This is a genomic window from Aurantimonas marianensis (genome assembly GCF_024195285.1).
GTDB lineage: Bacteria > Pseudomonadota > Alphaproteobacteria > Rhizobiales > Rhizobiaceae > Aurantimonas > Aurantimonas marianensis.
Genome location: NZ_JALHBS010000069.1, coordinates 39,127 through 62,309, shown reverse-complemented (window position 1 = coordinate 62,309; position 23,183 = coordinate 39,127). Strand labels below are relative to the sequence as shown.

Genomic DNA, 23,183 nt, shown 5'->3' with positions numbered 1-23,183 from the left:
CCAGGCGCTGTAGCTCGACTTCGCCGCCGGCATGGCATAGGCAGTGGCCGCAGAATCCCGGTGCGTGGATGCGCCTGGAGCCCCGGTTTCGTGGCCACGCCTTCTAAGAGACGATGATGCTTCACACCATTTCAGGTTTCGATCGCATCGGCGAGGAAAACGCCTTCGCCGTGCTCGCACGCGCGACGGCGCTCAGCGCCGCGGGCAAGGACATCATCAATCTCGGCATCGGCCAGCCGGATTTTCGCACCCCGGACCACATCGTCGAAGCGGCGATCAAGGCGCTGCGCGACGGCCACCACGGCTATACGCCGGCAACCGGCCTGCTGGCGACGCGCGAGGCGGTGGCGCGGCGAACGCTGACGACGACCGGCGTCGAGATCTCGCCGGAGAGCATCGTGATCCTGCCCGGCGGCAAGCCGACCATGTATGCGGCGATCGTCATGTTCGGCGAGGCGGGCGCCGAGATCCTCTACCCCGATCCGGGGTTTCCGATCTACCGCTCAATGATCGAATACACCGGCGCGACGCCGGTGCCGGTCCCGGTTCGCGAGGAAAACGGCTTTGCCTTCTCGGCCGACGAAACCCTGTCGCTGATCACCGACCGGACGCGGCTCCTGATCCTGAACTCTCCGGCCAACCCGACCGGCGGCGTCACCCCGCGCGCCGAGATCGAGAAGCTGGTGAAGGGCCTCGCCGATCATCCGGACGTCGCGATCCTGTCGGACGATATCTACGACGTCATGACCTATGACGGTGAGGAACATTGCTCGCTTTTGACCTTTCCCGAACTGCGCGACCGGCTGATTGTGCTGAACGGCTGGTCGAAGACCTGGGCGATGACCGGCTGGCGCATGGGCTGGTCGATCTGGCCCGACCAACTCTACGACAAGATCCGCAAGCTGGCGGTCAATTGCTGGTCCTGCGTCAACGCGCCGAGCCAGTTCGCCGGGATCGCCGCGATCGACGGGCCGCAGGACGATGTCGAGGCGATGATGGCTGCCTTCGACCGCCGCCGCCGTGTCGTCGTCGAGGGGCTCAACGCCCTGCCGGGCGTGACCTGCGCGACGCCGAAGGGAGCGTTCTATGCCTTCCCGAATATCTCCGGGACCGGCTGGAAGGCCAAGAAGCTGGCGTCCGCGCTGCTCGAGGAAACCGGGGTTGCGCTGATCGGCGGCCCCGACTTCGGCATTCTTGGCGAGGGCTATCTGCGGCTGTCCTATGCCAACTCCGAGGAAAACATCCGTCAGGCGCTGGCGCGGATGGACGGGTTTCTGCGCTCCAGCGCCGGCCGCTGATCGTCTCCGGCCTCAGCGCGGCAGGAACAGAACACCGCGGGAATCATCGGACTTACCGGCGGTGCCGGGGCGAACCAGCGGTGAGCGGATCGACTGGCCGCTCGCCCCGGCATTCATCGAGAGCGCGGCAGAGCGCGCCAGGGATATTCTCGCGGGGATAGCGCGCCGACCTGGACGCCGGGCGGAAATGCTGCTCACCCGGGAAACGCTGACGGCCCAGGAATTCGCGCCACCGCGGGGTGGCCGCGGCTTCATCCGCAACCACGCGGTTTCAATTAGTCGACGTGACGCCGCTCCGGCCGCTTTACCATGATCTTTTTCAGACGCGGCAGGCAGCGTGGTAGGATCGCAAGCTTTCGCTCACCCGCCAGATCAGCAATGCCTGCACGTCCAGTGGCTTGTCGGCGTACGGCGCCGCTGCTGGCAGATGTTGCCACATAAGCGGCAGAGGAACTGTCCGTCCCTCCAAGTGCTCGGAAAGCCGGGCGACGGCGGTTTCTGCCGCCTCGGATGCCCAGCAATAGCGAATCCGGTCGGACAGCGAATAGTGGCGTAGCGCGGCTTGTGTCGCGGCGTCGCCCGTATAGTGACGGTTCCAGTTGCCGGGTGCCGCCAGCATGATCTCTTCCATCGCCTTCATCAGGGATCGGTCACCGTAATCCGGGACCAGGTCGGAGGCGATCAGGTCGAGGGCATAGAGCGCCTCGCGCAACACAAAGGTCAGTTCAGGGCCGACTTTGAGGATCGAAAATCCGTCTTCGACCAGTTCCGACAGGGGCCCGGTGCCCTGATAATCGGTGGAATGCGCCTCGAATACGAAGCGGGGCTCATCATCGAGAACCCGGGTCAGCGCTTGCACCTTGCTCCTGTCATAGGCGATGACATTGTGATTGCCGAATTCCACGCCGGGCTGCACCACGATGCCGATGACCCGGGCCATCACCTCCGACAAACCGGCGTCGGCGAAGTGTTGGCGATGCACGGCGATGGTCATGCGTGCGGCCTCCGGCGCGGTCGGTGTGATCTCGTCCAGCGCATGGTCGGCGCCGCCGGGCGGCGGTACTTCGGTCCCGATAATGTAGCGGGGCATTTCGCCGCCCTGTTCTGCCGCGGTGCGCTCGGCGATGGCGGCCAGCCGCACGGCGCGTTTGGCAGCAGCTTCGTCGCCGAGCGCCACCGGCTCGCCCGCACAGCCCATGGAGGCGTCGAGATGGATCTTGCGAAAGCCCGCGGCGACATAGGCTTCGACCATTTTCTCGGCTTCGGCCATGGCGGCGTCAGCCGATTGATCACGCCACGGGTTGGGGCCAAGATGGTCGCCGCCAAGGACGATCTGCTTGGCCGGACACCCTTCCTCTTCAGCGATTACGCCAACCAGGGCCGCGAAATCGGCGGGTTGCATCCCTGTGTAGCCGCCCTGATGATTCACCTGATTGCAGGTCGCCTCGATCAGAACCGTCGCGCCGGTTTCTCGCCCGAGGCGCAGCGCCGCGCGCAATACCACCGGATGCGCCGAACACACCGAGGTGATGCCACGCGGCGTTCCCGTCCGCCGCAGTTCGGCGAGTTGGTCGAGACCGGTCTGCATCATGACAGCCTTTTCGTTGTACCTATGAATTCATCGAGTTCGGCAAGCGTGCTTGTGCCTTCCATCGGCCCGCGGCGTGTCACCGCCAGAGCTCCGGCCGCGCAGGCCATTTTCAACGCGGCGTCTGTTTCCATGCCGCGAAGCCACAGCGTGGTGAAGGCGCCGCCAAAGCAGTCGCCGGCACCGGTAGGGTCGATTTCCTCAACCTGAAAGGCCGGCGCGACGATGCTGCGCGAGGCATCATGATACCGCACCCCCGCCGCGCCTTGCTTATGGACGATCGCTTCCATGCCCATGGACAGCAACTCCCGGACAGCATCAATTTCGTCAGTGGCCTCGGTCAGCAGGGTCAGTTCTTCGCCGCTGGGCAAGAAAAGGTCCGTCGCGGCGAGGATTTGCATCATCGCATCGCGCATGCCCGGCGTGGCGAGGGTCTCTTTTCGCAGGTTGGGATCAAACGACACGGTTCCACCGCGCGCCTTCACCGACAAGGCCGATTTGACGTTCAGCGCGACGAATTCCCGGCTGGACAGGGAGGAGCCCATCACATGGAGATGATCGGCGTCTGAAAGGGCGGATTCCGTCGTGCTCGAGTGCGGAAGAAATCCGCACGCGCTGTGACGAATGTTGAATACGAAGTCCCGTGAGCCGTCCTCGCGGTAGCGCACGAAGGCACTTCCGGTCGGCCGATCGGAATCGATCCGGACGGAGGACACATCAACGCCGTCGCGCCTTAATCGATCGAGATTGAGGTGGCCGAAATCGTCGTCGCCGACGGCTGAAACAATTGCGCAAGGCTGGCCAAGTTTGGCGACCTGATCGATGAAGATGGCAGGCGCGCCCGATGGGTAGGGACCGGTCAGGGCGATTGGCTGGTGGAATCCGTCACCCACGGAGTCGGCCATGATCTCTACCAATATTTCGCCGATGACAACGATCGTCTTCAACGCGCTTCCCCCAAGTCGCCGCTACGACGGCAGGCTGCGTCAATATCTTCCCAGCGTCAAGATAAATCTTTACGCGCGCAAAATTAAGTGATAGGGATTTGTTAAGATCAGGCGCGCTCAAGGCGCTGATCGTTATGCCGGAAGGATCGTGGCGTGGGTGAAACAAGAATTCAGACGATGGAGGAATTTGCGTCGGCGAGCGGGATATCACGTCCGACCGTCTCGAAATATTTCAACGACCCGGCAAGTGTGCGCAGCACCACGCGGGAGCGGATCGAGCGGGCTTTGGAGCAATTTGACTTCAGGCCCAACATTTTCGCCGTCAACCAGAACAGGAAGCTGACCAAGAATATCGGCATCATCGTGCCCTATCTCGCCGATCCGTTCTTTGCGGAGATGGCTCGAATGATCGAGCGGCGTTGTATCGATGCCGGCTATTGGCCGATTCTGTTCAGTTCACACGGACAGCGGCAGCTGGAGATCAACGCTCTGGAGACGTTGAGATCGCTCAAGCCGGCTGGCGCCCTGATTGCGCCCCTTGGACGCGCATCGGATTTGGAGGCGGTACGGAAATTTACCGAAGATGTGCCGACGGTGACATTCGACAGCAATCAGGAAATCGGCGAAGTCTTTGTCGGGTCGGACAACTTCCAGAGCATTGGTCTGATCGTAGACTATTTGTGCCGCACCGGCGAACCGCCTTGTTTCTTCGAGATGCCACCGGTCAACCCCAACGCCATGAAGCGCCGGAGCGCGTATATCAAGGCGGTGGAACTGCTTGGCCAGACGCCGGAGATCATCCACGTCGGGGAACATGGATGGGAGTTTGAGCAGGTCGGCCTGAATGAAGGAAAGCGGCTGATTTCCGAGCGCAAACTCCCGTCGAACACCGTGCTGTGCAGTAACGATCGGATCGCAATCGGCCTTTTGGCCGCCGCATATGAAATGGGGTTGCGCGTCGGGCGCGGATCAGGGTGCGCGATGCGGGTGGCCGGTCATGACGACCATCCCTGGTCGCGCTTTACTTGCCCGGCGCTGACAACCGTGTCGCAGGATTACTCGGCGATCGTCGACACCAGTGTGGAGAAATTGTTCGAAATCATGCATTCGGGCAGCAAGCAGGATTCACGTGAAGAGACGCTCTTCGAGGGCAAATTGATTCTGCGCTCGTCGGCCTAGCTGCCGGAATCCGGTGCATGACCGACGGTTCTCGAGAAAAGTTTACGCGCGATAAGTTTCTTGTTGACTCGCGACCGCGAAGATTTAGTGTTTCTGTTGCAGCTCGCAAAATTCAAGGGAGGAATCTGGGATGAAACTAGCTAAAAATCTGTTCGCGGCGACCGCGCTCTCGCTCGTGGCCGTTCCGGCCGTGTCTGCCGAGGAAATCACCATCGCGACCGTGAATAACGGCGACATGATCACCATGCAGGGTCTGATGGGTGACTTCAACGCCAAGCACCCTGACATCACCGTTGAGTGGGTGACGCTGGAAGAAAACGTCCTGCGGCAGAATGTGACGACCGACATCTCGACCGGCGGCGGCGCCTACGACATCCTGACAATCGGGACATACGAAGTGCCGATCTGGGGCAAGAACGGCTGGCTCGTGTCCTTGAACGATCTGCCCGCTGACTACCAGGTTGACGACCTGATCCCCGCGATCCGTGGTGGTCTGTCGGTCGATGGCGAGCTTTACGCCGCTCCGTTTTACGCCGAGTCTTCCTTCACCATGTACCGCAAGGACTTGATGGAAAAAGCCGGTCTGGAAATGCCCGAAGCGCCGACGTGGGAATTCATTCGCGAAGCGGCGAAGAAAATGACCGACCGTGCCAATGACATCAACGGCATCTGCCTGCGCGGCAAGGCCGGTTGGGGCGAGAACATGGCGCTTATTACCGCTATGTCCAACTCGTTCGGCGCACGCTGGTTCGATGAAGAGTGGAATGCACAGTTCGACACTGAGCCATGGTCCGACACGCTCAACTTCTACCTTGGGATGATGGAAGAATCGGGCCCGGCCGGTGCGGCCAACAACGGCTTCAACGAAAACCTCACGCTGTTCCAGCAGGGCAAGTGCGGTATCTGGATCGACGCGACATCCGCCGGCCAGTTCGTGGTGAACGACGACTCGACGGTTGCCGATCAGGTCGGCTTTGCGCTGGCACCCGACACGGGTCTGGGCAAACGCGGCAATTGGCTATGGGCGTGGTCCTTGGCGATCCCGACTTCTTCCGAGAAGCAGGAGGCCGCCAAGACCTTCATCAACTGGGCGACTGGCCCCGAATATTCCGCGCTCGTCGCTGAAAGCAAGGGCTGGGTCGCGGTTCCTCCGGGCACACGCACGTCGCTCTACGAGAACGAAGACTACCTGAATGCGGCGCCGTTCGCTGCGATGACCAAGGTGTCGATGGGCACAGCCGATCCGACCAACCCGACGGTTGATCCGGTTCCCTATACCGGCGTCCAGTTCGTTGCGATCCCCGAGTTTGCCGGCATCGCCACGCAGGTTGGTCAGCAATTCGCCTCGGCTCTGGCCGGTCAGCAATCTGCTGAAGAGGCTCTCTCCAGGTCGCAAGAAATAACCACCGAGGAAATGGAAGCCGCAGGTTACTGAGTCTGGACTTCGAAGGGCGGACCGATCGGTCCGCCCTTCACGGTTCCGGTCCGCGTCCCGATCTTGCGCAGACCCTGGCAGGGTTTTCGCAAGCTCAGGTCCGCATTCCAACCGCTGACAGGAGGTTCGTTGTGGCAACTCAGCAATCAAAAGCCGCTGCCCGCATCATGATCGCGCCCGCCGTGTTCGTCCTGCTGGTGTGGATGCTGGTCCCGCTCTGCATGACGCTGTACTTCTCGTTCGCCGACTACCGCCCCCTGCGCGGTGTGTTCGACGCCTGGATCGGCTTCAGGAACTACGAATCCTTCGTGACATCGTCGTCTTTCCTGAGTGCGGTGGGCACGACGCTGTGGATGGTCGCCGGCATCCTGTTGATCACCCTCGTGGGAGGCATTCTCCTTGCCTTGCTGCTGGACCAGCCGATGTTCGGGCAAGGGATTGTGCGCATCCTGGTGATCGCGCCGTTCTTCATCATGCCGACCGTGTCGGCGCTGGTCTGGAAGAACATGTTTTTCAACGTGGACAACGGACTTTTCTCTTATCTCTACAAATTTCTGGGCCTGCAGCCTTATGACTTCCTCAGTCAATCGTCGCTGTTCTCGATTATCGTGATCGTGGCCTGGCAATGGCTGCCTTTCGCCACGCTGATCCTGCTGACCGCGGTCCAGTCCTTGTCGAGCGAACAGCTTGAGGCCGCGGAGATGGACGGAGCGCCCGCGCTTAGCCGTTTCTGGTACATCATCCTGCCGCATCTCAGCCGCGCCATCACGGTTGTGATCCTGATCCAGACGATCTTTCTGCTATCGATCTTCGCCGAGATCTTCGTGACCACCAACGGCGCCTTCGGCACCCGAACGCTGACCTACCTTGTGTATCAGCGCGTGCTGGAAAGCCAGAACATCGGTCTGGGGTCCGCGGGCGGCATCATCGCCGTCATCCTTGCCAACATCGTCGCGATCTTCCTGATGCGGATCGTCGGCAAGAACCTGGATAAATAGAGGAGGATCGGAACATGGCTCGCGCAGTTACTCCTCGCAAGAAAATCATGTGGACGGCCTTGGCCTGGAGCCTGGGGCTACTGATCTTCTTTCCGATCATGTGGACATTCCTGACCAGCTTCAAGTCAGAGGCGACGGCGATTTCGGATCCGCCGGTGTGGTTCTTCTTCAACTGGACCACGGAGAATTACAGCGCGGTGCTGGAGCGGTCGAACTATCCGCTGGCATTGACGAACTCGATCATCATCGCCGTGGGGTCTACCCTTCTCGGCATCCTGATTGCCGTCCCGGCCGCCTGGGCCATGGCCTTCGTTCCCGGAAAACGAACCAAGGACGTCCTGCTGTGGATGCTGTCGACCAAGATGCTGCCCGCTGTCGGTGTGCTTTATCCGCTGGTGCTGATCGCAAAATGGCTGGGTGTGATGGACAGTCGGATCCTGCTGATCGTGGTGCTGATGCTGATCAATCTGCCGATCATCGTCTGGATGCTGTACACTTACTTCCGCGAGATTCCCGGCGAGATCCTCGAAGCCGCGCGCATGGATGGCGCCTCGCTGAAGTCCGAAATCCTGTATGTGCTGACGCCCATGGCCTTGCCCGGCATCGCGTCGACGATCCTGCTGAACATTATCCTGGCCTGGAACGAGGCGTTCTGGACCATCCTGCTGACGACTGTGGACGCGGCGCCGCTGACAAAGTTCATCTCCAGTTTTTCAGCGCCCGAGGGCCTGTTTTACGCCAAGCTCAGCGCCGCTTCGGTTATGGCCATTGCGCCAATTCTGATCATGGGCTGGTTCAGCCAGAAGCAACTTGTCCGGGGTCTGACCTTCGGCGCTGTGAAGTGAGGAGTTGATATGGGACGCATACGGCTAAAGCAGGTCAAGAAATCCTTCGGCGACATCACGGTCATCCCGCCGCTGGACTTGGAAATTGATGACGGCGAATTCGTGGTCTTTGTCGGCCCATCGGGCTGTGGCAAGTCCACCCTGCTGCGGTTGATCGCGGGGCTTGAGGACACCACCGCCGGCAATATCGAGATCGACGGCAAGGACGCCACCGGCCTGCCGCCGGCCAAGCGCGGGCTGGCGATGGTGTTCCAGTCCTATGCGCTGTACCCGCATATGACCGTCAGGAAGAACATCGCCTTCCCGATGAAGATGGCCGGGATGGAGCAGGCCGAGCAGGACAAGCGCATCGCCCAGGCGGCAGCCGCGCTGAACCTGACCGATTATCTCGACCGTCGCCCCGGGCAGCTTTCGGGCGGGCAGCGGCAGCGTGTCGCCATCGGCCGCGCTATTGTGCGCGAACCCGCCGCCTTCCTGTTCGACGAGCCGCTGTCCAATCTTGACGCCGCCCTGCGGGTCGGCATGCGGATGGAGATCTCGGAACTGCACAAGAAGCTCGACACCACGATGGTCTACGTAACCCACGACCAGGTCGAGGCGATGACCATGGCCGACAAGATCGTCGTGCTACAGGCCGGCGTGATCGAGCAGGTGGGCAGCCCGCTGGAGCTGTATCGCACGCCGCGCAACAAGTTCGTCGCCGGCTTCATCGGCTCGCCCAAGATGAACCAGCTGGACGGACCGGAAGCCGCCAAGCATGGCGTGCATACGATCGGCATCCGGCCCGAGCATATCGACATCTCCAAGACCGAAGGCACCTGGCAGGGCACGGTTGGCGTCGCGGAACATCTTGGTTCGGACACCTTCATGCATATCCACGGCATTCCCGGTTGCGATCCCTTGACGGTGCGCGCCGGCGGCGAGGGTGACGTGAAGCATGGCGACACCGTCTACCTGACGCCGCAGATGGAACACCTTCACAAATTCGACACTCAAGGACTTCGCGTCGCGTGAAACGCCTTGAAGGAAAATCCGCTCTCATCACCGGCTCCGCGCGCGGTATTGGCCGAGGCTTCGCCGAAGCCTACGTCCGCGAAGGCGCAATTGTTGCCATCGCCGACATCAACCTAGATGCAGCGAAGAAAACCGCGGCAGAAATCGGCGATGCGGCCTATGCCGTACAGATCGACGTGAGCAACCAGGACAGCATCGACGCGGCCATCGCCGCCGTCGTGGCGAAGGCCGGCAAGCTCGATATCCTGATCAACAACGCCGCGCTGTTCGATGCTGCCGAAACCGTGGACATCACCCGCGCCAGCTACGACAAGCTATATGCCGTCAATGTCGGCGGCACCCTTTTCACCATGCAGGCTGCCGCCAGGCAAATGATCAAGCAGGGTCATGGCGGCAAGATCATCAACATGGCGTCGCAGGCCGGGCGACGCGGCGAGAGCCTTGTGCTGATCTATTGCTCGACCAAAGCGGCTGTCATATCGATGACCCAGTCGGCGGGGCTGAACCTGATCAAGCATGGCATCAACGTCAACGCCATCGCCCCGGGGGTCGTCGATGGCGAACACTGGGCGCATGTGGATGCGATGTTCGCCAAGCTGGAAGGCAAGAAGCCTGGCCAGAAGAAAGCCGAAGTTGCGGCTGGCGTGCCTGCCGGCCGCTTTGCCACTCCTGACGATCTGACCGGCATGGCGATCTTTCTCGCCTCGTCCGAAGCCGACTACATCTTGTCGCAAACCTACAATGTCGATGGCGGCCAGTGGATGAGCTGAGGGCACAAACGCTCTTCCTGCGCCGACGCGAGCGAGTAACATGGATCGAGAGTGGCGATGGCGACGAAATTGTCTCTAGAGAACCTGGACGAGATCGGCGCGAGGGTGGCAATACCGTCCTATTCCCGCGAACAGCTTTCGCCCGGGATCGTCCATATCGGCATCGGCAACTTTCACCGGGCGCATCAGGCGACATATCTTGACCGGCTATTCTCCATGGGCCTGGGCCATGATTGGGCGATTGTCGGCGCGGGCGTGCTGGAGGGCGACCGACGCGCGCGCGAGGTCCTGCGCGCGCAGGACTGGTTGACCACCATTGTCGAACAGGAGGCCGATCGCAGCGATGCGCATGTCATCGGCTCGATGATAGACTATATCGAGCCGGCCAATCCGGACGCGATCATCGCCGGTCTCGCCGATCCCAGGACCCGCATTGTTTCTCTGACGATCACCGAGGGTGGTTATTTCCTGGATGCGAACGACAATTTCGATCCGAGCCATCCGGCAATCGTGGCGGATGCGGAAAACCCCGCCTCGCCGAGGACCGTTTTCGGCCTTGCCATAGCTGGCCTGAAAAAGCGTCGTGATGCAGGAACTCCGCCCTTTACGGTCATGTGTTGCGATAACATTCCCCACAATGGCAAGGTGACCCGCAACACGCTTTGCAGCCTTGCCGCCATGTCTGATCAGGCGATGTCCGACTGGATTGCGGAAAACGTCGCATTCCCCAATTCCATGGTCGACCGCATCACGCCGGCAACGTCCCACCGCGAGCGTGAAATCTGCCGGGACGAACACGGCATTGACGACGGCTGGCCCGTCTTTTGTGAGGGGTTCACCCAATGGGTCATGGAAGACAATTTTCCTCTCGGCCGCCCGCCGTTGGAAGAAGTCGGCGTTCAGTTCGTCTCCGATGTCATGCCTTTCGAGCTGATGAAGCTTCGCATGCTCAATGGCGGCCACGCGATCATCGCCTATCCTGCCGGGCTCATGGACATCCGTTTCGTCCACGAGGCGATGGAGCATCCGGTTATCCGCGCATATCTGCGCAGGGTCGAAGAGACCGAGGTCGTGCCGCGGGTGCCGCCGGTTCCCGGTACTGATCCGTTCGAATATTTTGACCTTATCGAGCGACGTTTCTCCAACCCGAAGATCGCCGACACCGTGCAGCGCCTTTGCCTTGACGGCTATAACCGCCAGCCGAAATTCGTCGTGCCCGTTCTGCGCGAGGCCTTGAAGCTGGGCGGCAAGTTCGATGGGCTGGCGCTCGAATGTGCGCTGTGGTGCCGCTATTGTTACGGCGTCACGGAGAGCGGCGCCGAAATTGCGCCGAACGATTCCCATTGGGACCGCCTCGTGGCGCTGTCGCGAAAGGCAAAAGAAAATCCGGCCGAATGGCTGACGCTTTCAGACGTCTATGGCGATGTCGCGGGCAATGAAGATTTCCGCGCACGGTTCACCTACTGGCTCAACATGCTTTGGCAGAACGGGACATCAAATACGCTGGAGGCCTATTTATCGGCGGGCCAACGGAGGAACTGAATATGGATGCGGTTACCTACGAGGCTTTGGACAAGGCAGAATATGCAAGCATCGCGGATCCCGAGCCCGCCGCAGACGATCTGATCATTCGTATGAAAGCCAGTGGTATATGCCACACGGATATCGACATCCTTCATGGCAGATACGGCAGCTCCAGATTTCCGCTCGTTCCCGGTCATGAATATGCCGGCGAGATCGTCGCAAAGGGCGTCGCCGTAGACGGGTTTGCGATTGGCGATCACGTGGTGGTCGATCCGAATTTTCACTGCGGAACCTGCCGGCCATGCCGAAAAGGCCTGACCAATCTCTGCGAAAATCTCGGCGCCTATGGGGTCACCAGAAATGGTGGATTCGCCGATTACAGCGCTGTCAATCAGAAAAATATCGTTGGGATCGGGAGCCTTTCTTTCGAGGTCGCCGCCCTGGCGGAGCCGGTTGGCTGCGTTCTCAACGGGCTTGGTGCAGTCGACATCGACAGAATAGAGAACACGTTGATATTCGGCGCGGGCCCGATCGGACTGTTGATGGCACTGACGCTGCGAACCCGCGGGATTGCCGACATTACGATGGTCGATCTCGATGAAAGCCGACTTGCGCTGGCCGAGACATTTCAGTTGAACGCGATCGCTGCGGGATCGCGTGATCTGGAGAAGTATTCGCGGTCGATGGATTTGGTCGTTGACGCTACAGGTGTGATCGCCGTGGCTCAGGGAATGATTGATTACGCCGCGAACGGCGGGAATGTTTTATTTTTTGGCGTTTGTCCGCCCGGTAAGACCATACAGGTCTCGCCCCAGGAAATCTTTCGTCGTCAGCTGCGGTTGGCAGGGGCACATTCCCTCAATCACAACATCCCCGAGGCTCTCGAAACTATCGCTGCCATCGGACCTGGGATTTCCCGACTGATTTCGCATCGGCTGCCTTTGCGCGATATCGTTCCGTTTCTCGGTCACGAACGCCCATCCGGGTCACTCAAAGTCATGGCGGTCAATGACGAATGACTTATGCGCGCGAGGAGTTCGGAGCAGACTTGCCCTGTATGGTAAGAATTCTCTCCGAACGTCCTCTTGTGCAAGCGGCAATCGACGGTGATCGCCTCCGAGGCGGTCGAGGACCAGCAGGCCCGCGCCTCGATGCGTCTTGCCAATGCAGCCGACGCTCCCGCACCGTTGCCGACCTTCCGCAAAGTCGGCCGCAATGATCCATACCCCTTCGAGCGTGAAGGGCGTGGTTCAGACGAGAGCGAGCGTCAGGGCAGGCACGGTCGCAACCGAAAGAAGCGTCAACAGCATGACAACAATATAGGGCATGGCGCCAAGGAAGATGGTCTCGACGCCGACATCCGGGTCGTCGAGTGTCGTGTGGACCGTAAAGACGGATATCCCGAAAGGTGGTGTCAGAAGACCGATCTCAACCGCGAGCACCGTCACCACACCGAACTGGATCAGGTCGAAACCGAAGGTTTTCGCGATCGGCGCCGCGATCGGAACCAGGATCAAGAGGATAGAGGTCGAATCGAGGATCATCCCCATCAGGAGGACGATGATGACGTAGAGCAGAATGAAGCCCCAGGCGCCAAGACCGCCAGCTGCGACAAGCTCGCCGATAGCATTGGGGATGCCGGCAACGGCGAGCATGCGGCTGTAGAAGCCGGCGGCGATCAGCAAGACGAGGATCGACACGGAAACAACGCCGGTCTGCTTCAACACCTGCCACATCTTGGCGCGGTCCAGCTTGCGGCGGACAAGCGCGATGACGAGCGCGCCGAAGGCGCCGACGCCACCCGCTTCGGTCGGCGTGAAGAAGCCCGTGTAAAGACCGCCGAGGACGAGAACCACAAGGGCGAGAATCGGCACGAGCTTCAACGTCATCTCGCCAATGGTGAGCACAGTCTCGGCCTCGCCGCGCCGCTCCTTCGCGTGGGCCGGATCGGTAAAGACGCTCGCGGGCCGGAATCTCGCCATCAACAAGATCGCGGCGACGAAGCCGAGCGCGAGGACGATGCCAGGAATGATGCCGGCGATGAACATCGCGCCGATCGACACCTCGGCGAGCACGCCGTAGATGATCATCAAGAGGCTCGGCGGGATCAGCATTCCAAGAATTGACGAACCCGCGACGGTGCCGGCGGAAAAGCCCGCAGTATAGCCGTGTCGCCGCATCTCGGGGACCGCGATCTTGGTGAAGACGGCGGCCGAGGCAATCGATACGCCGGTAACGGCGGCGAAGACCGTGTTGGCCGCGACCGTCGCGATGCCAAGGCCGCCGAGCAGGCGCCGCAGAAGCGTTTCGGCGACTTGGAAAGTATCCTTGCCGACATCGGAGACGCTGACGATCAGTCCCATCAGAACGAAGAGCGGAATCGTGGCGAACAGGAAATCGGAGACACCACTATAGGCGGCGAGCGATAACAGCCGCATCGCCAGTTCGAAATTCTCGCGGATGATCCAGATGCCCGCGAAACCGGCGGCGAAAAGCGCGATCGCGATCTCCATGCCGAGAAGTACCAGCAGAACCAGCGCGCCGATAAGCAGGAAGCCGATGGTGAGGGTGGTCATGCGGCACCGGCCGGCGCCCGGCGCATTTCCATGAGGGCGACCTTCAGGTAAGCGATCAAGGTGATCGCCGATCCCGCGACGATCAGCGCCCAGAATGGGAAAGTCGGCAGCGTGAAGACACCCTGAACACCGAAAAACTCGTCATTTTGCCAAGCGCGCACCATCCCTGGCCAAGTCGCATAGATGATCGCGCCGAAAATTGCCGCGCCGGTCAGCGCAAAGAGCGTGTCGATCCCCTTCACCAGCTCAGGCGAGCGTGTGCGCAGCATGCGGGAAAGGAAGTCCGCCCGGGTCATGCGGCGCGCCAGAACCGCGGCTGACATCTGCAGGAAGACGATCGCAACCACCGAATGGGCGGAGAACTCCGCGACGCCGGTAATCGGATGATTGAAGAAGTTGCGGCCGAGCACGTCGGCGACGACGAGCAGCATTAAACCGAAGATCCAGAGTGTGCCGATCGCGGCGAAGACCGAGACGATCAATCCCAAAAGCCCTCTGTCGCTCCGACGGGTCTCTGCTATCGGCGGTTCCGGCCGCGTTTCGTCCGTCACGCTTTTCTCCAACGGCATGGTTGAAAATTGATTGCGCGCACAGGGCCCCCGGCGGCGTGACGCGGGCCGAGAATGTCACATACGTGACCCTGGCGGCGATGGCATGACCGCCGCCGGGGCGACCGCGGATGTCCGGCCTGGCTCAGCGGTCGGCGTCCCAGTCGCGCAACGGCTTGGCTCCGCGTTCGCGAAGCGCGTCGAAATAGGCTTTCAGCACGGTCTTGCCCGCTTCGCCGGTCTGGTCGAGCCAAGGCTGGACGATATCGGGAAGCTTTTCCACCCAGGCTGTCTTCTCGGCGTCCGGCAATTCGGTGATCGCAAGGCCCGCCTTCTGCATTTCGTCGATCGCGGTCGTGGCTTTCTCGGTGACGTATTCGCCGTGGCGCTTCGAGGTGATCTTGCCGGCCTCGCGAAATGCCGCCTGGACCGCTTCCGGCTGGCTGTCGAAGAAGTCCTTGTTGACCGCGATGCCCCCGAAATACATCGATCCGATGCCGACGCGGGTCAGCTTCGGCGCGACTTCGTAGACGCGGGTCGGCAGGATGCCGCTGGCAAAGGACAGGGCGCCTTCCGAGACGCCGGTCTGTATGTCGGTGTAGTAAGTCGTCAGCGCGCCATCGAGCGGCGTCGCTCCGGTATCGGCGAGCCAATTCGCCGAGGTGCCCGGCGCGTTGATGCGATGATTGGCGAGATCGGCGAGCGTGTCGATCTCGAAATTGGCGTAGACGTCGTAGCTGTCGGTAATCAGCGAGGAGAGGTGAACCATGTTTTGGGCCGCCCAGCTGTCGCGCAGTTCGGGCAGCTCATCGGAGAGCTTGTCGAAGATGTCGATGATCATCGTGTGATCGGACGTGGCGAAGGGCGTGAAGTAGGTCACGTTCTGGAGCGGCATTTCCGAGCCCTCCCAGACCGTGCCGACCATGCCGACATCGACGATACCGTCGCGCACCGCCTCGCGGGTGTCGGTGTATTTATAAAGGGTACCGCCGTAATTCTCGACCCAGTCGACCTGATATTCGTTGCCGCCCTCCTTCAGGATGCGATTCACCTCGGGCTGGAAGACGTTCTTCATCGCCCAGACCCAGATGTTGGCCTCCGGATGACTGGAGCCGATATTGGCGGTGATCATCTCCTGCGCGCCGACCGGCGAAGCGAGCATGGAACCGGCTAGAAGCGCTACGGCGGCGACGTGGCATGTGAAGTGTTTCATGTGTTCCTCCCAGAACGTTGGTCTCGTTTGTTGCGTGGCATTGCTTATCGTCCGTCCGCCATCGCGCCGATCGCCGTCAGCACCCGTTCGGGCGTCATCGGCATCTCGGTGATCCTGCCGCCGAAGGGGAGGATGGCATCGTTGATGGCATTCATGATCGCAGCCGGCGCCCCGGCCGTTCCGGCCTCGCCCGCGCCCTTGGCGCCGAGCTCGCTTTCGGCGGTCGGGGTTTCGACATGGCCGATGACGATATCCGGCATTTCCGCCGACATGGGTACGAGATAGTCGGCCATGGTGGCGTTGGTCAGCTGACCGCTCGCGTCATAAAGGCTCTCTTCATACAGCGCGTCGCCGATACCTTGCACGATGCCACCGCGGATCTGCTCATCGACCAGTTGCGGGTTGATCACCCGGCCGCAATCCTCGACGCACCAATGGCCGAGCAGCTTGACGAAGCCGGTTTCGGTATCGACCTCGACATAGCTCGCCTGAACACCGTTGGTGAAGGCGAAGGGATATTCGCTCGTGATGTAGTGGCGCGTGACGACGAGTTCGCGCGGCAAGTCTTTCGGCAGCGTGTCGCCGCGGAAATAGACGACGCGGCCAAGCTCGGCGAGCGTCATTCGCTCGGCTCCGCTTGCCGCATCAACGATCTGACCAGAGCGTATGTCGAGATCGTCGGGCGTCGCTTGGAGCATCACCGCCGCGACGCCGAGGATGTTCTGCCTGAGCGCACGTCCGGCCTGCAAGGCTGCTTCGCCGCCGATGCCGGTGCCGCGCGACGCCCATGTTCCGCCACCGAACGGGGTTGTACGCGTATCGCCGGTGACGATTTTGATCTGACCGATCGCGACGCCGACGGATTCGGCGACGATTTGGGCGAGCATCGTCTCGGTGCCCTGGCCCTGTTCGGTGACGCCGGATAGCGCAACGACACTGCCGTCCGGGTCCATGCGGACGGTACAGCCGTCTTGCGCGGAAATGCGCGCCCCACCGATGCCGTACATGAAGGGGCTGGGATTTGTCAGCTCGATGAAGCTGGCGATGCCGATGCCGCGATGGATGCTCTTGCTACGGTGCGCCCATTGGTCGGCCCGAAGGCCGTCGTAGTCCATCAGTTCGATGATCTTATCGAGGCTTTGATGGTGGGACAGCCCTTCGAACCGTAGATTTGCGACGGAGGTGACGGGGTAGGCGTCGTCGCGGTAGAGATTGCGTCGGCGGATTTCGATCGGGTCCATGCCGATCGCCTCGGCGGCCATATCGACGAGCCCTTCGGTGACCGTCACTGCGATCGGGTGGCCGACCGCCCGGTACTGGCAGGTCGGGGTCTTGTTTTGCAGGACGACCGTGGTGCGGGCGCGGTAGTTCGCGAAGTCGTAGGGTCCGCCGCAGAGGTTGACGACTTGATTGCCCTCGATCGCGCTGGTGCGCGGATAGACCGAATAGGGGCCGATGCCGGTATAGTCGTCGACATCGATGGCGAGGATCTTGCCGTCACTGGATACCGCGATCCTGGCGTCGATCTCGTGATCGCGGGCATGGATATCGGTGGAAAAGCTCTCGACCCGGTCGGCGATGAATTTCACCGGCCGCCCCATTGTCTTGGCAATCGCGGCGGTCGCGACCTCATCCGGATAGACATGGACCTTGATGCCGAAGGAACCACCGACATCGCCGCACTGAACCCGCACATGGGATTCAGGCAGGCCGAGTTGTTCGGCAAGCACTACCTGGATCATGTGTGGCACCTGGGTCGAATGGTGCACCGTCAACTGGTTTTCGGAAGGGTCGTAATCCGCCAGGATCGACCGCGGCTCGAGCGTCACGCCAGTGTGACGACCGGTCTTGAAGCTTGCCGAGACGATGGTGGCGTCGGAGCTGAAGACGGCATCCACATCGCCGGCCTCGTGCAGGCGGCGAAAGGTGAGATTGTCGCCGAGGCTTTCGTGCAGCACAGGTGTCGATGGATCGAGTGCCGTGCGCATATCGACCAGCGGGTCGAGCGGCGCGTAATCGACGTCGATGAGAGCGATCGCATCCTCGGCGGCTAGCCGCGTATCGGCAACGACCGCGACGACTGCTTCGCCGACCCAAGTCGCGCGATCGACAGCCAGCGCATGCTGCGGTGCCGACTTCATACCTTTCAGGTGTTGGAGCACGCCAACCCATGGCCTGCAGAGCGGCACCAGATCCCGGCCGGTAAAAACGCGCTTTACGCCCTTGGCCTTGTCGGCGCCGTTCAGCGCAATGGCGTTGATCTTCGCATGGGCATGCGGGCTGCGCAAAAAGACGACGTGCAGCATGCGCGGCAGGACGAGATCGTCCACATAACGGCCGCGTCCTTCCACCAGCCGGCGAGCATTGGGGCGGGGCACGGTGCGACCGATATAACTGTTCGGCCGGTCGGGATTGCCGAAACGGATGTTCATGCGGCGTCTCCCGGGGTTGGAGATTTGGCGCGCGCTTCGGCGACCGTCTGGATTGCGTCGATGATCGCTTCGTAACCTGTGCAGCGGCAGTAATTGCCACCGAGATATTCACGGATCATGGCGCGATCCGGCGAGGGAGATTCATCGAGCAGCGCTTTTGCCGCGATCAGCATTCCGGGTGTGCAAAAGCCGCACTGCAAGGCATTGCGGGCAACGAAAGCGTCTTGGAGATCGCGAATGGCTTTCGTCTCCGACGCGCCTTCGATCGTCCAGACATCGGCGCCGTCGAGTTGCGCGGCAAGCATCAGACAGCCGCGCACGAGGATGCCATCGACCTCCAGCGTGCAGGCGCCGCACACGCCATGTTCGCAGCCAGCATGGGAACCGGTCAGCCCGAGATCGAGGCGCAGGAAATCGACGAGGTGACGGCCGGCTTCGACACGTGCCTCGACGCGCTCGCCGTTTACGGTCAGCGCGATCTCAACGGTGCGCGCGATGCTCTTCGCCACCATCTGGCTCATGCTGCCATTCCCACATGCGATCCGGACGACAATTCTGCGACCATCCGCCGCAAAAGAACCGCGGCAAGATGCATGCGATAGCGCGCGCTGCCATTGGCGTCGGAAGGCGGATCAAGATCATTCGAAAGCGCCGCCACCGCCGCGTCGAGGGTTGCTCCCGCGTCGAGCGCCTTCATCGCATTCGTGGCGAGAATCGGCGTGTCGCCCGCGCCGAAATACGCCAGGCGAGTCGATTGCCCGCGCCGCACCCCGGCCAGACCGACGATCGCAAAGTCCCCCGAGCGCCGGGCGAGTTCCAGGATCCGCTGGCGTTCCCCGGGTTCGGCCTTCCTCACGATGATCGCGCTGATGAGTTCGCCGGGCCGAAGGGCGGTGTCGAACAAACCGGTAAAGAACCGCGAGGCGGGGATGCGCCGCTCGCCGGCCCGGCTCGTCGCGACGATCTCGGCGTCGAGCGCTACGACGCATGCGGCGAGTTCCGCGGCTGGGTCCGCATTGGCGAGAGAGCCGCCGATCGTGCCTCGGCAGCGAATGGCCGCATGTGCAATCAGCGGCACGGCTTGGTGAAGCAGCGGAGCGTGCTCAGCGATGAGCGTCGACGCGCCGAGGTCGACATGACGGGTGAGCGCGCCGATCCGCAAGGCGTCGTCCCGGTCCGCAATTCCGGAAAGTTCCTGAATGCGATTGATGTCGATCAGCGCGACATCCTCGTCGAGGCGCAGATTGAGCGCGGCGACAAGACTTTGTCCGCCCGCCAGAATCCGGGCTCGCTCTCCGGCCTCGTCCATGAGGCCGAAGACGTCGTCGAGCGTCTCGGCACGCCCATATGCGACCTTCGAAGCCTTCATGGACTGAGTCCCTCCCGTTTTGATCGGCCGGCAGTTCAACCTGCTGAACCAATCGGATTTCGCCTCCACAAAATCCGACTTAATTGATCAAATGATCTATAATACCGGCGACGAATGCAAGCGGTATTCGATCGTGTTCGCTGGCGGATGGAAAATCGCTTGTCCTGCGGGCTTTCCGCGGGGATAGAGGGTGCGATGGATCATCGAACGCAACACCCAGCCGGACGCAAGCGGCTATCGCCAGACGAGAGACGGCGGCAAATTCTCGATGGCGCGGTCGCCTATTTCGCTGAGGTCGGGCTCGGCGGTAACACCCGTGAGTTGTCGGCGCGGCTCGGGGTCACGCAATCGCTCATCTTCAACTATTTCAACTCCAAGTCCGAACTGATCGAGGCGGTCTACAACGAGGTCTATCTCAACCGCGTCTCGCCGAAATGGGCCCCCCGACTCGCCGATCGCTCGCATCCGCTTCAAACACGGTTGACCTCGTTCTACAAGGAATATGCAGCGGCGATCTTCACTTACGAATGGATGCGGATATTCGTTTCAGCAGGTCTTGCCGGCGCCGATCTCAACGCAAGATATCTGAACCATATCTCGGAACTGTTTTTCGAGCCATTGCTTGCGGAATTGAACGATCGTGCGTCGACCGGCGTTACTGTCTCCTTGGAAGATATCTGGCTTCTTCATGGCAGCATTGTTTATCTGGGTATTCGAAAGTTCGTCTATCGGGTGCGCGTCCCGGACGATGTCGATGCCATCATCGAGCAGGCGATCGCGAATTTCCTGACCGTTTATGGTCTGGACTGACAGAAGGGGTCGTTGCGGTTGCCGCTGGCAAGGCGCCAGTAGATCGTCCAGCCAAATTCAGGGCCGCCTTGCGCCCATTTCCGCCGTCCGGCAACGGGAAGAAGTTGCGTGAATGCACACGCTCGTGGGGCCTTGCGATCGAACGCGCAATCCCGGGGCAAGGTTGAGAACCAATTTAGCGGCGTTCGCCCGAGTTCGGACATATTACGATGGGATCGAACGCCGTCGACAATGCTCACTGCTCTGCGATTCGGAGAATTTGCAGTGCGACGCTTTCTAGCCGATGACGTCGACGTGAACATTTCAGGGTGGACGGATTCACGCGAATCCCCTAGGCGGATGCTGATGACGATCTCGAAGTACCCCTCGCAAGCGATAGGCAGGCTGTTCGCCGCAGCGCTTTTCTGCGTGGCGGTGCTGTCTTCTCAGATGGCGCATGCGCTGCCCGATGTGGGTGACCGAGCGTTTGCAGCTTCCATCGTCGATCCATCGGTTGCTCAAAATGCCGGGGATCATGTCACTTCGGTTGCCGACAAGACCGCCTACGACGCCGAGCACTCTTCCGGTGCGACCGGCGACGAACACAACGATCACTGTCCGCCTGCTTCAATGGCGGAACTGATGGTTGAATACCATCTGGACTGGCCCGCGACTTGGGGTCTCCGTTGGCACGTCGTCGAATTGGTGGGAAGCCAGGTTCCCGCCGGCGAAAGACCCCCGCGAACCTGATCTGACGGCGCCGCCGCGCGCCCTATGATGTTCGCATGCCGTTCCTGACGGACCGGACATCGCCTCGGATGAGTCCGCCTCACGCCCAAGGCGTCTGGTGTTCTCGCGTCTCCACATTTTTGAACTTCATCGTATCGACCGGCCCGTGAATGGCTGGCGAACGGTAAAGTTCGCCCGTTAGGTCCTTATAATGATCCGCTTCATGACTGTCGGCTTGTCCGGCCTGCTTCTGGCTGGCTGCACGACAAGCGAACCCTTGGGCTTGCCGCAAGTTCTCACATACCCCTCGCCGGAAGATCCCTCCGCTGCGGTCCGGAGCGCCGATTACCGCTCCGTGATCGGCGGTTATTCCAGGCGCAGTCCGGCCGAGCCAACCGGATGGCGCCGGTCCGGCGTCGAAATCGCGCCGGTCGGCGAAGCTGCCGAGACCGGGGAGGAGACGTCCAAATGATCCGTCTTCTTCGCAAGGCGGCCATTGCCGTCGTGCCGCTCGTCATCTCGGGTTGCGTTGCCATCACCGAGGACTTCGATCCGAAGCTCGGCTTTGCGATCGTGCAGAATCAGACCGCGGCGACCCTCGGCAAGGAAACTGCCTGGGTCCAGAATCAGGCCGAGGCGGCTGCCGTCAACAAGCGCGTCAGCCAGCTCCTGGCGAACAAGACCGTCGGGGTCGAAACGGCCGTGCAGGTCGCGCTCTTGAACAACAAGAGCCTGCAGGCCGCCTATGCCGACATCGGCATGTCGGTTGCCGATCTCTGGCAGGAGAGCCTGCCGGTCAATCCCAACCTGTCGGTCAGTTACGCAGGCATCGGCGCGCTGCGTACCGTCGAGGGGCTGATTGCGGCCAACGTCATCCGGCTGATGACGCGTGAACGGCGACTGGACGTCTCCGAGGGTCGCGTTCTTCAGGCGCGGCTGCGTGCTGTCGAGAGCACGCTCGCATTGGCCGCGCAGACGCGGGCCGCGTGGATCGAAGCGGTCGGCGCCTGGGAAACCGTGGCCTACATGAACCGGGCGAAGGTAGCCGCCGATGCGGCCGCCGAACTTGCCACCGAACTTGGCAAGACGGGCGCATTTCCAAAGATCGATCAGGCGCGCGAGCAGGTGTTCTATGCGGAGTTGACCGGCCAGACCGCCGAGGCGCGACTGGCCGCGCAGCTCGCCAAGGAGCGGCTGATCCGGCTGATGGGGGTCTGGGGAGCAAACCTGTCCTTTGAGGTGCCGAACGCGCTGCCAAGCCTGCCGCGCAAAATCCAGACCCGCAACGCCATCGAGGCGGAGGCACTGCGCGGCCGCGTCGACCTGCAGGTCGCCAAGCTCGAGCTTGATGCACTGGCGCGATCCTACGGTCTGACGAAGGCCACGCGCTACGTCTCCGATCTCGAACTGGTCGCCGGCCTCGAGCTCGAAGAGGAAGTCGAAGAGGGCGAGGACGGCAGCGAAAAAAGCACCAACGAGCTTTCGGGGATCCTCGAGGTCGGCCTGGAGATTCCGATTTTCGACAGTGGTCAGGCGCGTCTTCGCAAGGCCGAGTTCGCGTATCTGCGGGCGGCGAATGTTATGGCGGCAAAGGCTGTCGACATCCGCTCGGAAGCGCGCTCTGCTTACAAGGCCTATCGTTCCCGATACGATATCGCCAGGCACTATAGGTCGAACGTCGTTCCGCTGCGCACGACGATCGAGAAGGAAGCGATCCTCACCTATAACGGCATGATTTCGAACACGTTCGACCTTCTGGCCGACACGCGGGCGAAGCTCTCCTCGATCATCCTCTCCGTCAACGCCAAGCGCGCCTTCTATCTCGCCGATGCTGGGCTGGCCTCCGCCGTCTATGGCGGCGGCGAGATCGAATCGGGTGGTGGTGTCGAGATGGCGGCCGGCGACGGCGACGGCGACGGCGATTGAACG

The 23,183-nt window shown here is 61.4% G+C and carries 20 protein-coding genes; 12 read left to right on the top strand and 8 right to left on the bottom strand.

The annotated features are described in order from the left end of the window. Nucleotides 1-116 precede the first annotated feature (116 nt). The gene (locus MJ956_RS11815; protein ID WP_253964657.1) at nucleotides 117-1,298 is read left to right on the top strand and encodes a pyridoxal phosphate-dependent aminotransferase; all 1,182 of its coding nucleotides are present in this window, start codon (nucleotides 117-119) and stop codon (nucleotides 1,296-1,298) included. A gap of 319 nt (nucleotides 1,299-1,617) precedes the next feature. Here the strand turns inward: MJ956_RS11815 and MJ956_RS11810 are convergent, their stop codons facing one another. After that, nucleotides 1,618-2,889 (bottom strand): D-tagatose-bisphosphate aldolase, class II, non-catalytic subunit, encoded by a 1,272-nt coding sequence (locus tag MJ956_RS11810; RefSeq protein WP_253964656.1) that lies wholly within the window; start codon nucleotides 2,887-2,889, stop codon nucleotides 1,618-1,620. After that, nucleotides 2,886-3,833, bottom strand: a complete 948-nt coding sequence (locus MJ956_RS11805; RefSeq protein WP_253964655.1) for a tagatose kinase — start codon at nucleotides 3,831-3,833, stop codon at nucleotides 2,886-2,888. The genes MJ956_RS11810 and MJ956_RS11805 overlap by 4 nt, the downstream gene beginning before the upstream one ends. 153 nt (nucleotides 3,834-3,986) lie before the next feature. Between MJ956_RS11805 and MJ956_RS11800 the strand changes: the two genes are divergently transcribed. From MJ956_RS11800 to MJ956_RS11765, 8 genes are all read left to right on the top strand, one after another. Continuing rightward, nucleotides 3,987-5,012 carry a LacI family DNA-binding transcriptional regulator gene (locus MJ956_RS11800; RefSeq protein WP_253964654.1) on the top strand — a complete coding sequence of 342 codons (1,026 nt, stop codon included), beginning with the start codon at nucleotides 3,987-3,989 and terminating at the stop codon, nucleotides 5,010-5,012. Between the two features lie 130 nt (nucleotides 5,013-5,142). Then, entirely contained in the window at nucleotides 5,143-6,447 is a 1,305-nt protein-coding gene (locus tag MJ956_RS11795) for an ABC transporter substrate-binding protein (protein ID WP_253964653.1), read from the top strand. A 131-nt stretch (nucleotides 6,448-6,578) separates the two neighbouring features. After that, on the top strand, nucleotides 6,579-7,445 hold the full coding sequence (locus MJ956_RS11790; protein ID WP_253964652.1) for a carbohydrate ABC transporter permease: 867 nt from the start codon (nucleotides 6,579-6,581) through the stop codon (nucleotides 7,443-7,445). 14 nt (nucleotides 7,446-7,459) lie between these two features. Beyond that, nucleotides 7,460-8,290, top strand: coding sequence for a carbohydrate ABC transporter permease (locus MJ956_RS11785; RefSeq protein WP_206456278.1), 831 nt, complete (start codon nucleotides 7,460-7,462; stop codon nucleotides 8,288-8,290). Between the two features lie 9 nt (nucleotides 8,291-8,299). Continuing rightward, a complete protein-coding gene (locus MJ956_RS11780; protein WP_253964651.1) occupies nucleotides 8,300-9,304 on the top strand; it encodes an ABC transporter ATP-binding protein in 1,005 nt (334 codons plus the stop codon). Further along, nucleotides 9,301-10,074, top strand: a complete 774-nt coding sequence (locus MJ956_RS11775; RefSeq protein WP_253964650.1) for an L-iditol 2-dehydrogenase — start codon at nucleotides 9,301-9,303, stop codon at nucleotides 10,072-10,074. Before MJ956_RS11780 ends, MJ956_RS11775 begins: the two co-directional genes overlap by 4 nt. A gap of 57 nt (nucleotides 10,075-10,131) precedes the next feature. Next, entirely contained in the window at nucleotides 10,132-11,616 is a 1,485-nt protein-coding gene (locus MJ956_RS11770) for a mannitol dehydrogenase family protein (protein ID WP_253964697.1), read from the top strand. A gap of 2 nt (nucleotides 11,617-11,618) precedes the next feature. Further along, entirely contained in the window at nucleotides 11,619-12,617 is a 999-nt protein-coding gene (locus tag MJ956_RS11765) for a zinc-dependent alcohol dehydrogenase family protein (RefSeq protein ID WP_253964649.1), read from the top strand. 231 nt (nucleotides 12,618-12,848) lie between these two features. On the opposite strand, the gene MJ956_RS11760 is transcribed toward MJ956_RS11765, so the two are convergent. The 6 genes from MJ956_RS11760 to MJ956_RS11735 form a co-directional block, all read right to left on the bottom strand. Next, nucleotides 12,849-14,174 carry a TRAP transporter large permease gene (locus MJ956_RS11760; protein ID WP_253964648.1) on the bottom strand — a complete coding sequence of 442 codons (1,326 nt, stop codon included), beginning with the start codon at nucleotides 14,172-14,174 and terminating at the stop codon, nucleotides 12,849-12,851. After that, nucleotides 14,171-14,725, bottom strand: coding sequence for a TRAP transporter small permease subunit (locus MJ956_RS11755; RefSeq protein WP_253964647.1), 555 nt, complete (start codon nucleotides 14,723-14,725; stop codon nucleotides 14,171-14,173). The genes MJ956_RS11760 and MJ956_RS11755 overlap by 4 nt, the downstream gene beginning before the upstream one ends. A 142-nt stretch (nucleotides 14,726-14,867) precedes the next feature. After that, on the bottom strand, nucleotides 14,868-15,935 hold the full coding sequence (locus tag MJ956_RS11750) for a C4-dicarboxylate TRAP transporter substrate-binding protein (RefSeq protein WP_253964646.1): 1,068 nt from the start codon (nucleotides 15,933-15,935) through the stop codon (nucleotides 14,868-14,870). A 44-nt stretch (nucleotides 15,936-15,979) separates the two neighbouring features. After that, nucleotides 15,980-18,367 (bottom strand): xanthine dehydrogenase family protein molybdopterin-binding subunit, encoded by a 2,388-nt coding sequence (locus MJ956_RS11745; protein ID WP_253964645.1) that lies wholly within the window; start codon nucleotides 18,365-18,367, stop codon nucleotides 15,980-15,982. Further along, nucleotides 18,364-18,879 carry a (2Fe-2S)-binding protein gene (locus MJ956_RS11740; RefSeq protein WP_253964696.1) on the bottom strand — a complete coding sequence of 172 codons (516 nt, stop codon included), beginning with the start codon at nucleotides 18,877-18,879 and terminating at the stop codon, nucleotides 18,364-18,366. The genes MJ956_RS11745 and MJ956_RS11740 overlap by 4 nt, the downstream gene beginning before the upstream one ends. A gap of 5 nt (nucleotides 18,880-18,884) precedes the next feature. Continuing rightward, nucleotides 18,885-19,736, bottom strand: a complete 852-nt coding sequence (locus MJ956_RS11735; protein ID WP_253964644.1) for an FAD binding domain-containing protein — start codon at nucleotides 19,734-19,736, stop codon at nucleotides 18,885-18,887. 195 nt (nucleotides 19,737-19,931) lie between these two features. Between MJ956_RS11735 and MJ956_RS11730 the strand changes: the two genes are divergently transcribed. The 3 genes from MJ956_RS11730 to MJ956_RS11720 all read left to right on the top strand — a co-directional run bounded on the left by MJ956_RS11730 (nucleotide 19,932) and on the right by MJ956_RS11720 (nucleotide 23,180). Continuing rightward, nucleotides 19,932-20,546 carry a TetR/AcrR family transcriptional regulator gene (locus tag MJ956_RS11730; RefSeq protein ID WP_253964643.1) on the top strand — a complete coding sequence of 205 codons (615 nt, stop codon included), beginning with the start codon at nucleotides 19,932-19,934 and terminating at the stop codon, nucleotides 20,544-20,546. A 345-nt stretch (nucleotides 20,547-20,891) separates the two neighbouring features. Beyond that, nucleotides 20,892-21,275 (top strand): hypothetical protein, encoded by a 384-nt coding sequence (locus MJ956_RS11725; RefSeq protein WP_253964642.1) that lies wholly within the window; start codon nucleotides 20,892-20,894, stop codon nucleotides 21,273-21,275. A gap of 447 nt (nucleotides 21,276-21,722) precedes the next feature. Beyond that, entirely contained in the window at nucleotides 21,723-23,180 is a 1,458-nt protein-coding gene (locus MJ956_RS11720) for a TolC family protein (protein WP_253964641.1), read from the top strand. Nucleotides 23,181-23,183 lie beyond the last annotated feature (3 nt).

Bases quoted from the DNA above. Each gene is read 5' to 3' on its own strand.
- MJ956_RS11815 (WP_253964657.1), top strand. From the start codon at position 117: ATGCTTCACACCATTTCAGGTTTCGATCGCATCGGCGAGGAAAACGCC.
- MJ956_RS11810 (WP_253964656.1), bottom strand. From the start codon at position 2,889: ATGATGCAGACCGGTCTCGACCAACTCGCCGAACTGCGGCGGACGGGA.
- MJ956_RS11795 (WP_253964653.1), top strand. From the start codon at position 5,143: ATGAAACTAGCTAAAAATCTGTTCGCGGCGACCGCGCTCTCGCTCGTG.
- MJ956_RS11785 (WP_206456278.1), top strand. From the start codon at position 7,460: ATGGCTCGCGCAGTTACTCCTCGCAAGAAAATCATGTGGACGGCCTTG.
- MJ956_RS11780 (WP_253964651.1), top strand. From the start codon at position 8,300: ATGGGACGCATACGGCTAAAGCAGGTCAAGAAATCCTTCGGCGACATC.
- MJ956_RS11770 (WP_253964697.1), top strand. From the start codon at position 10,132: ATGGCGACGAAATTGTCTCTAGAGAACCTGGACGAGATCGGCGCGAGG.
- MJ956_RS11765 (WP_253964649.1), top strand. From the start codon at position 11,619: ATGGATGCGGTTACCTACGAGGCTTTGGACAAGGCAGAATATGCAAGC.
- MJ956_RS11760 (WP_253964648.1), bottom strand. From the start codon at position 14,174: ATGACCACCCTCACCATCGGCTTCCTGCTTATCGGCGCGCTGGTTCTG.
- MJ956_RS11750 (WP_253964646.1), bottom strand. From the start codon at position 15,935: ATGAAACACTTCACATGCCACGTCGCCGCCGTAGCGCTTCTAGCCGGT.
- MJ956_RS11745 (WP_253964645.1), bottom strand. From the start codon at position 18,367: ATGAACATCCGTTTCGGCAATCCCGACCGGCCGAACAGTTATATCGGT.
- MJ956_RS11740 (WP_253964696.1), bottom strand. From the start codon at position 18,879: ATGGTGGCGAAGAGCATCGCGCGCACCGTTGAGATCGCGCTGACCGTA.
- MJ956_RS11735 (WP_253964644.1), bottom strand. From the start codon at position 19,736: ATGAAGGCTTCGAAGGTCGCATATGGGCGTGCCGAGACGCTCGACGAC.
- MJ956_RS11730 (WP_253964643.1), top strand. From the start codon at position 19,932: ATGGATCATCGAACGCAACACCCAGCCGGACGCAAGCGGCTATCGCCA.
- MJ956_RS11725 (WP_253964642.1), top strand. From the start codon at position 20,892: ATGACGATCTCGAAGTACCCCTCGCAAGCGATAGGCAGGCTGTTCGCC.
- MJ956_RS11720 (WP_253964641.1), top strand. From the start codon at position 21,723: ATGATCCGTCTTCTTCGCAAGGCGGCCATTGCCGTCGTGCCGCTCGTC.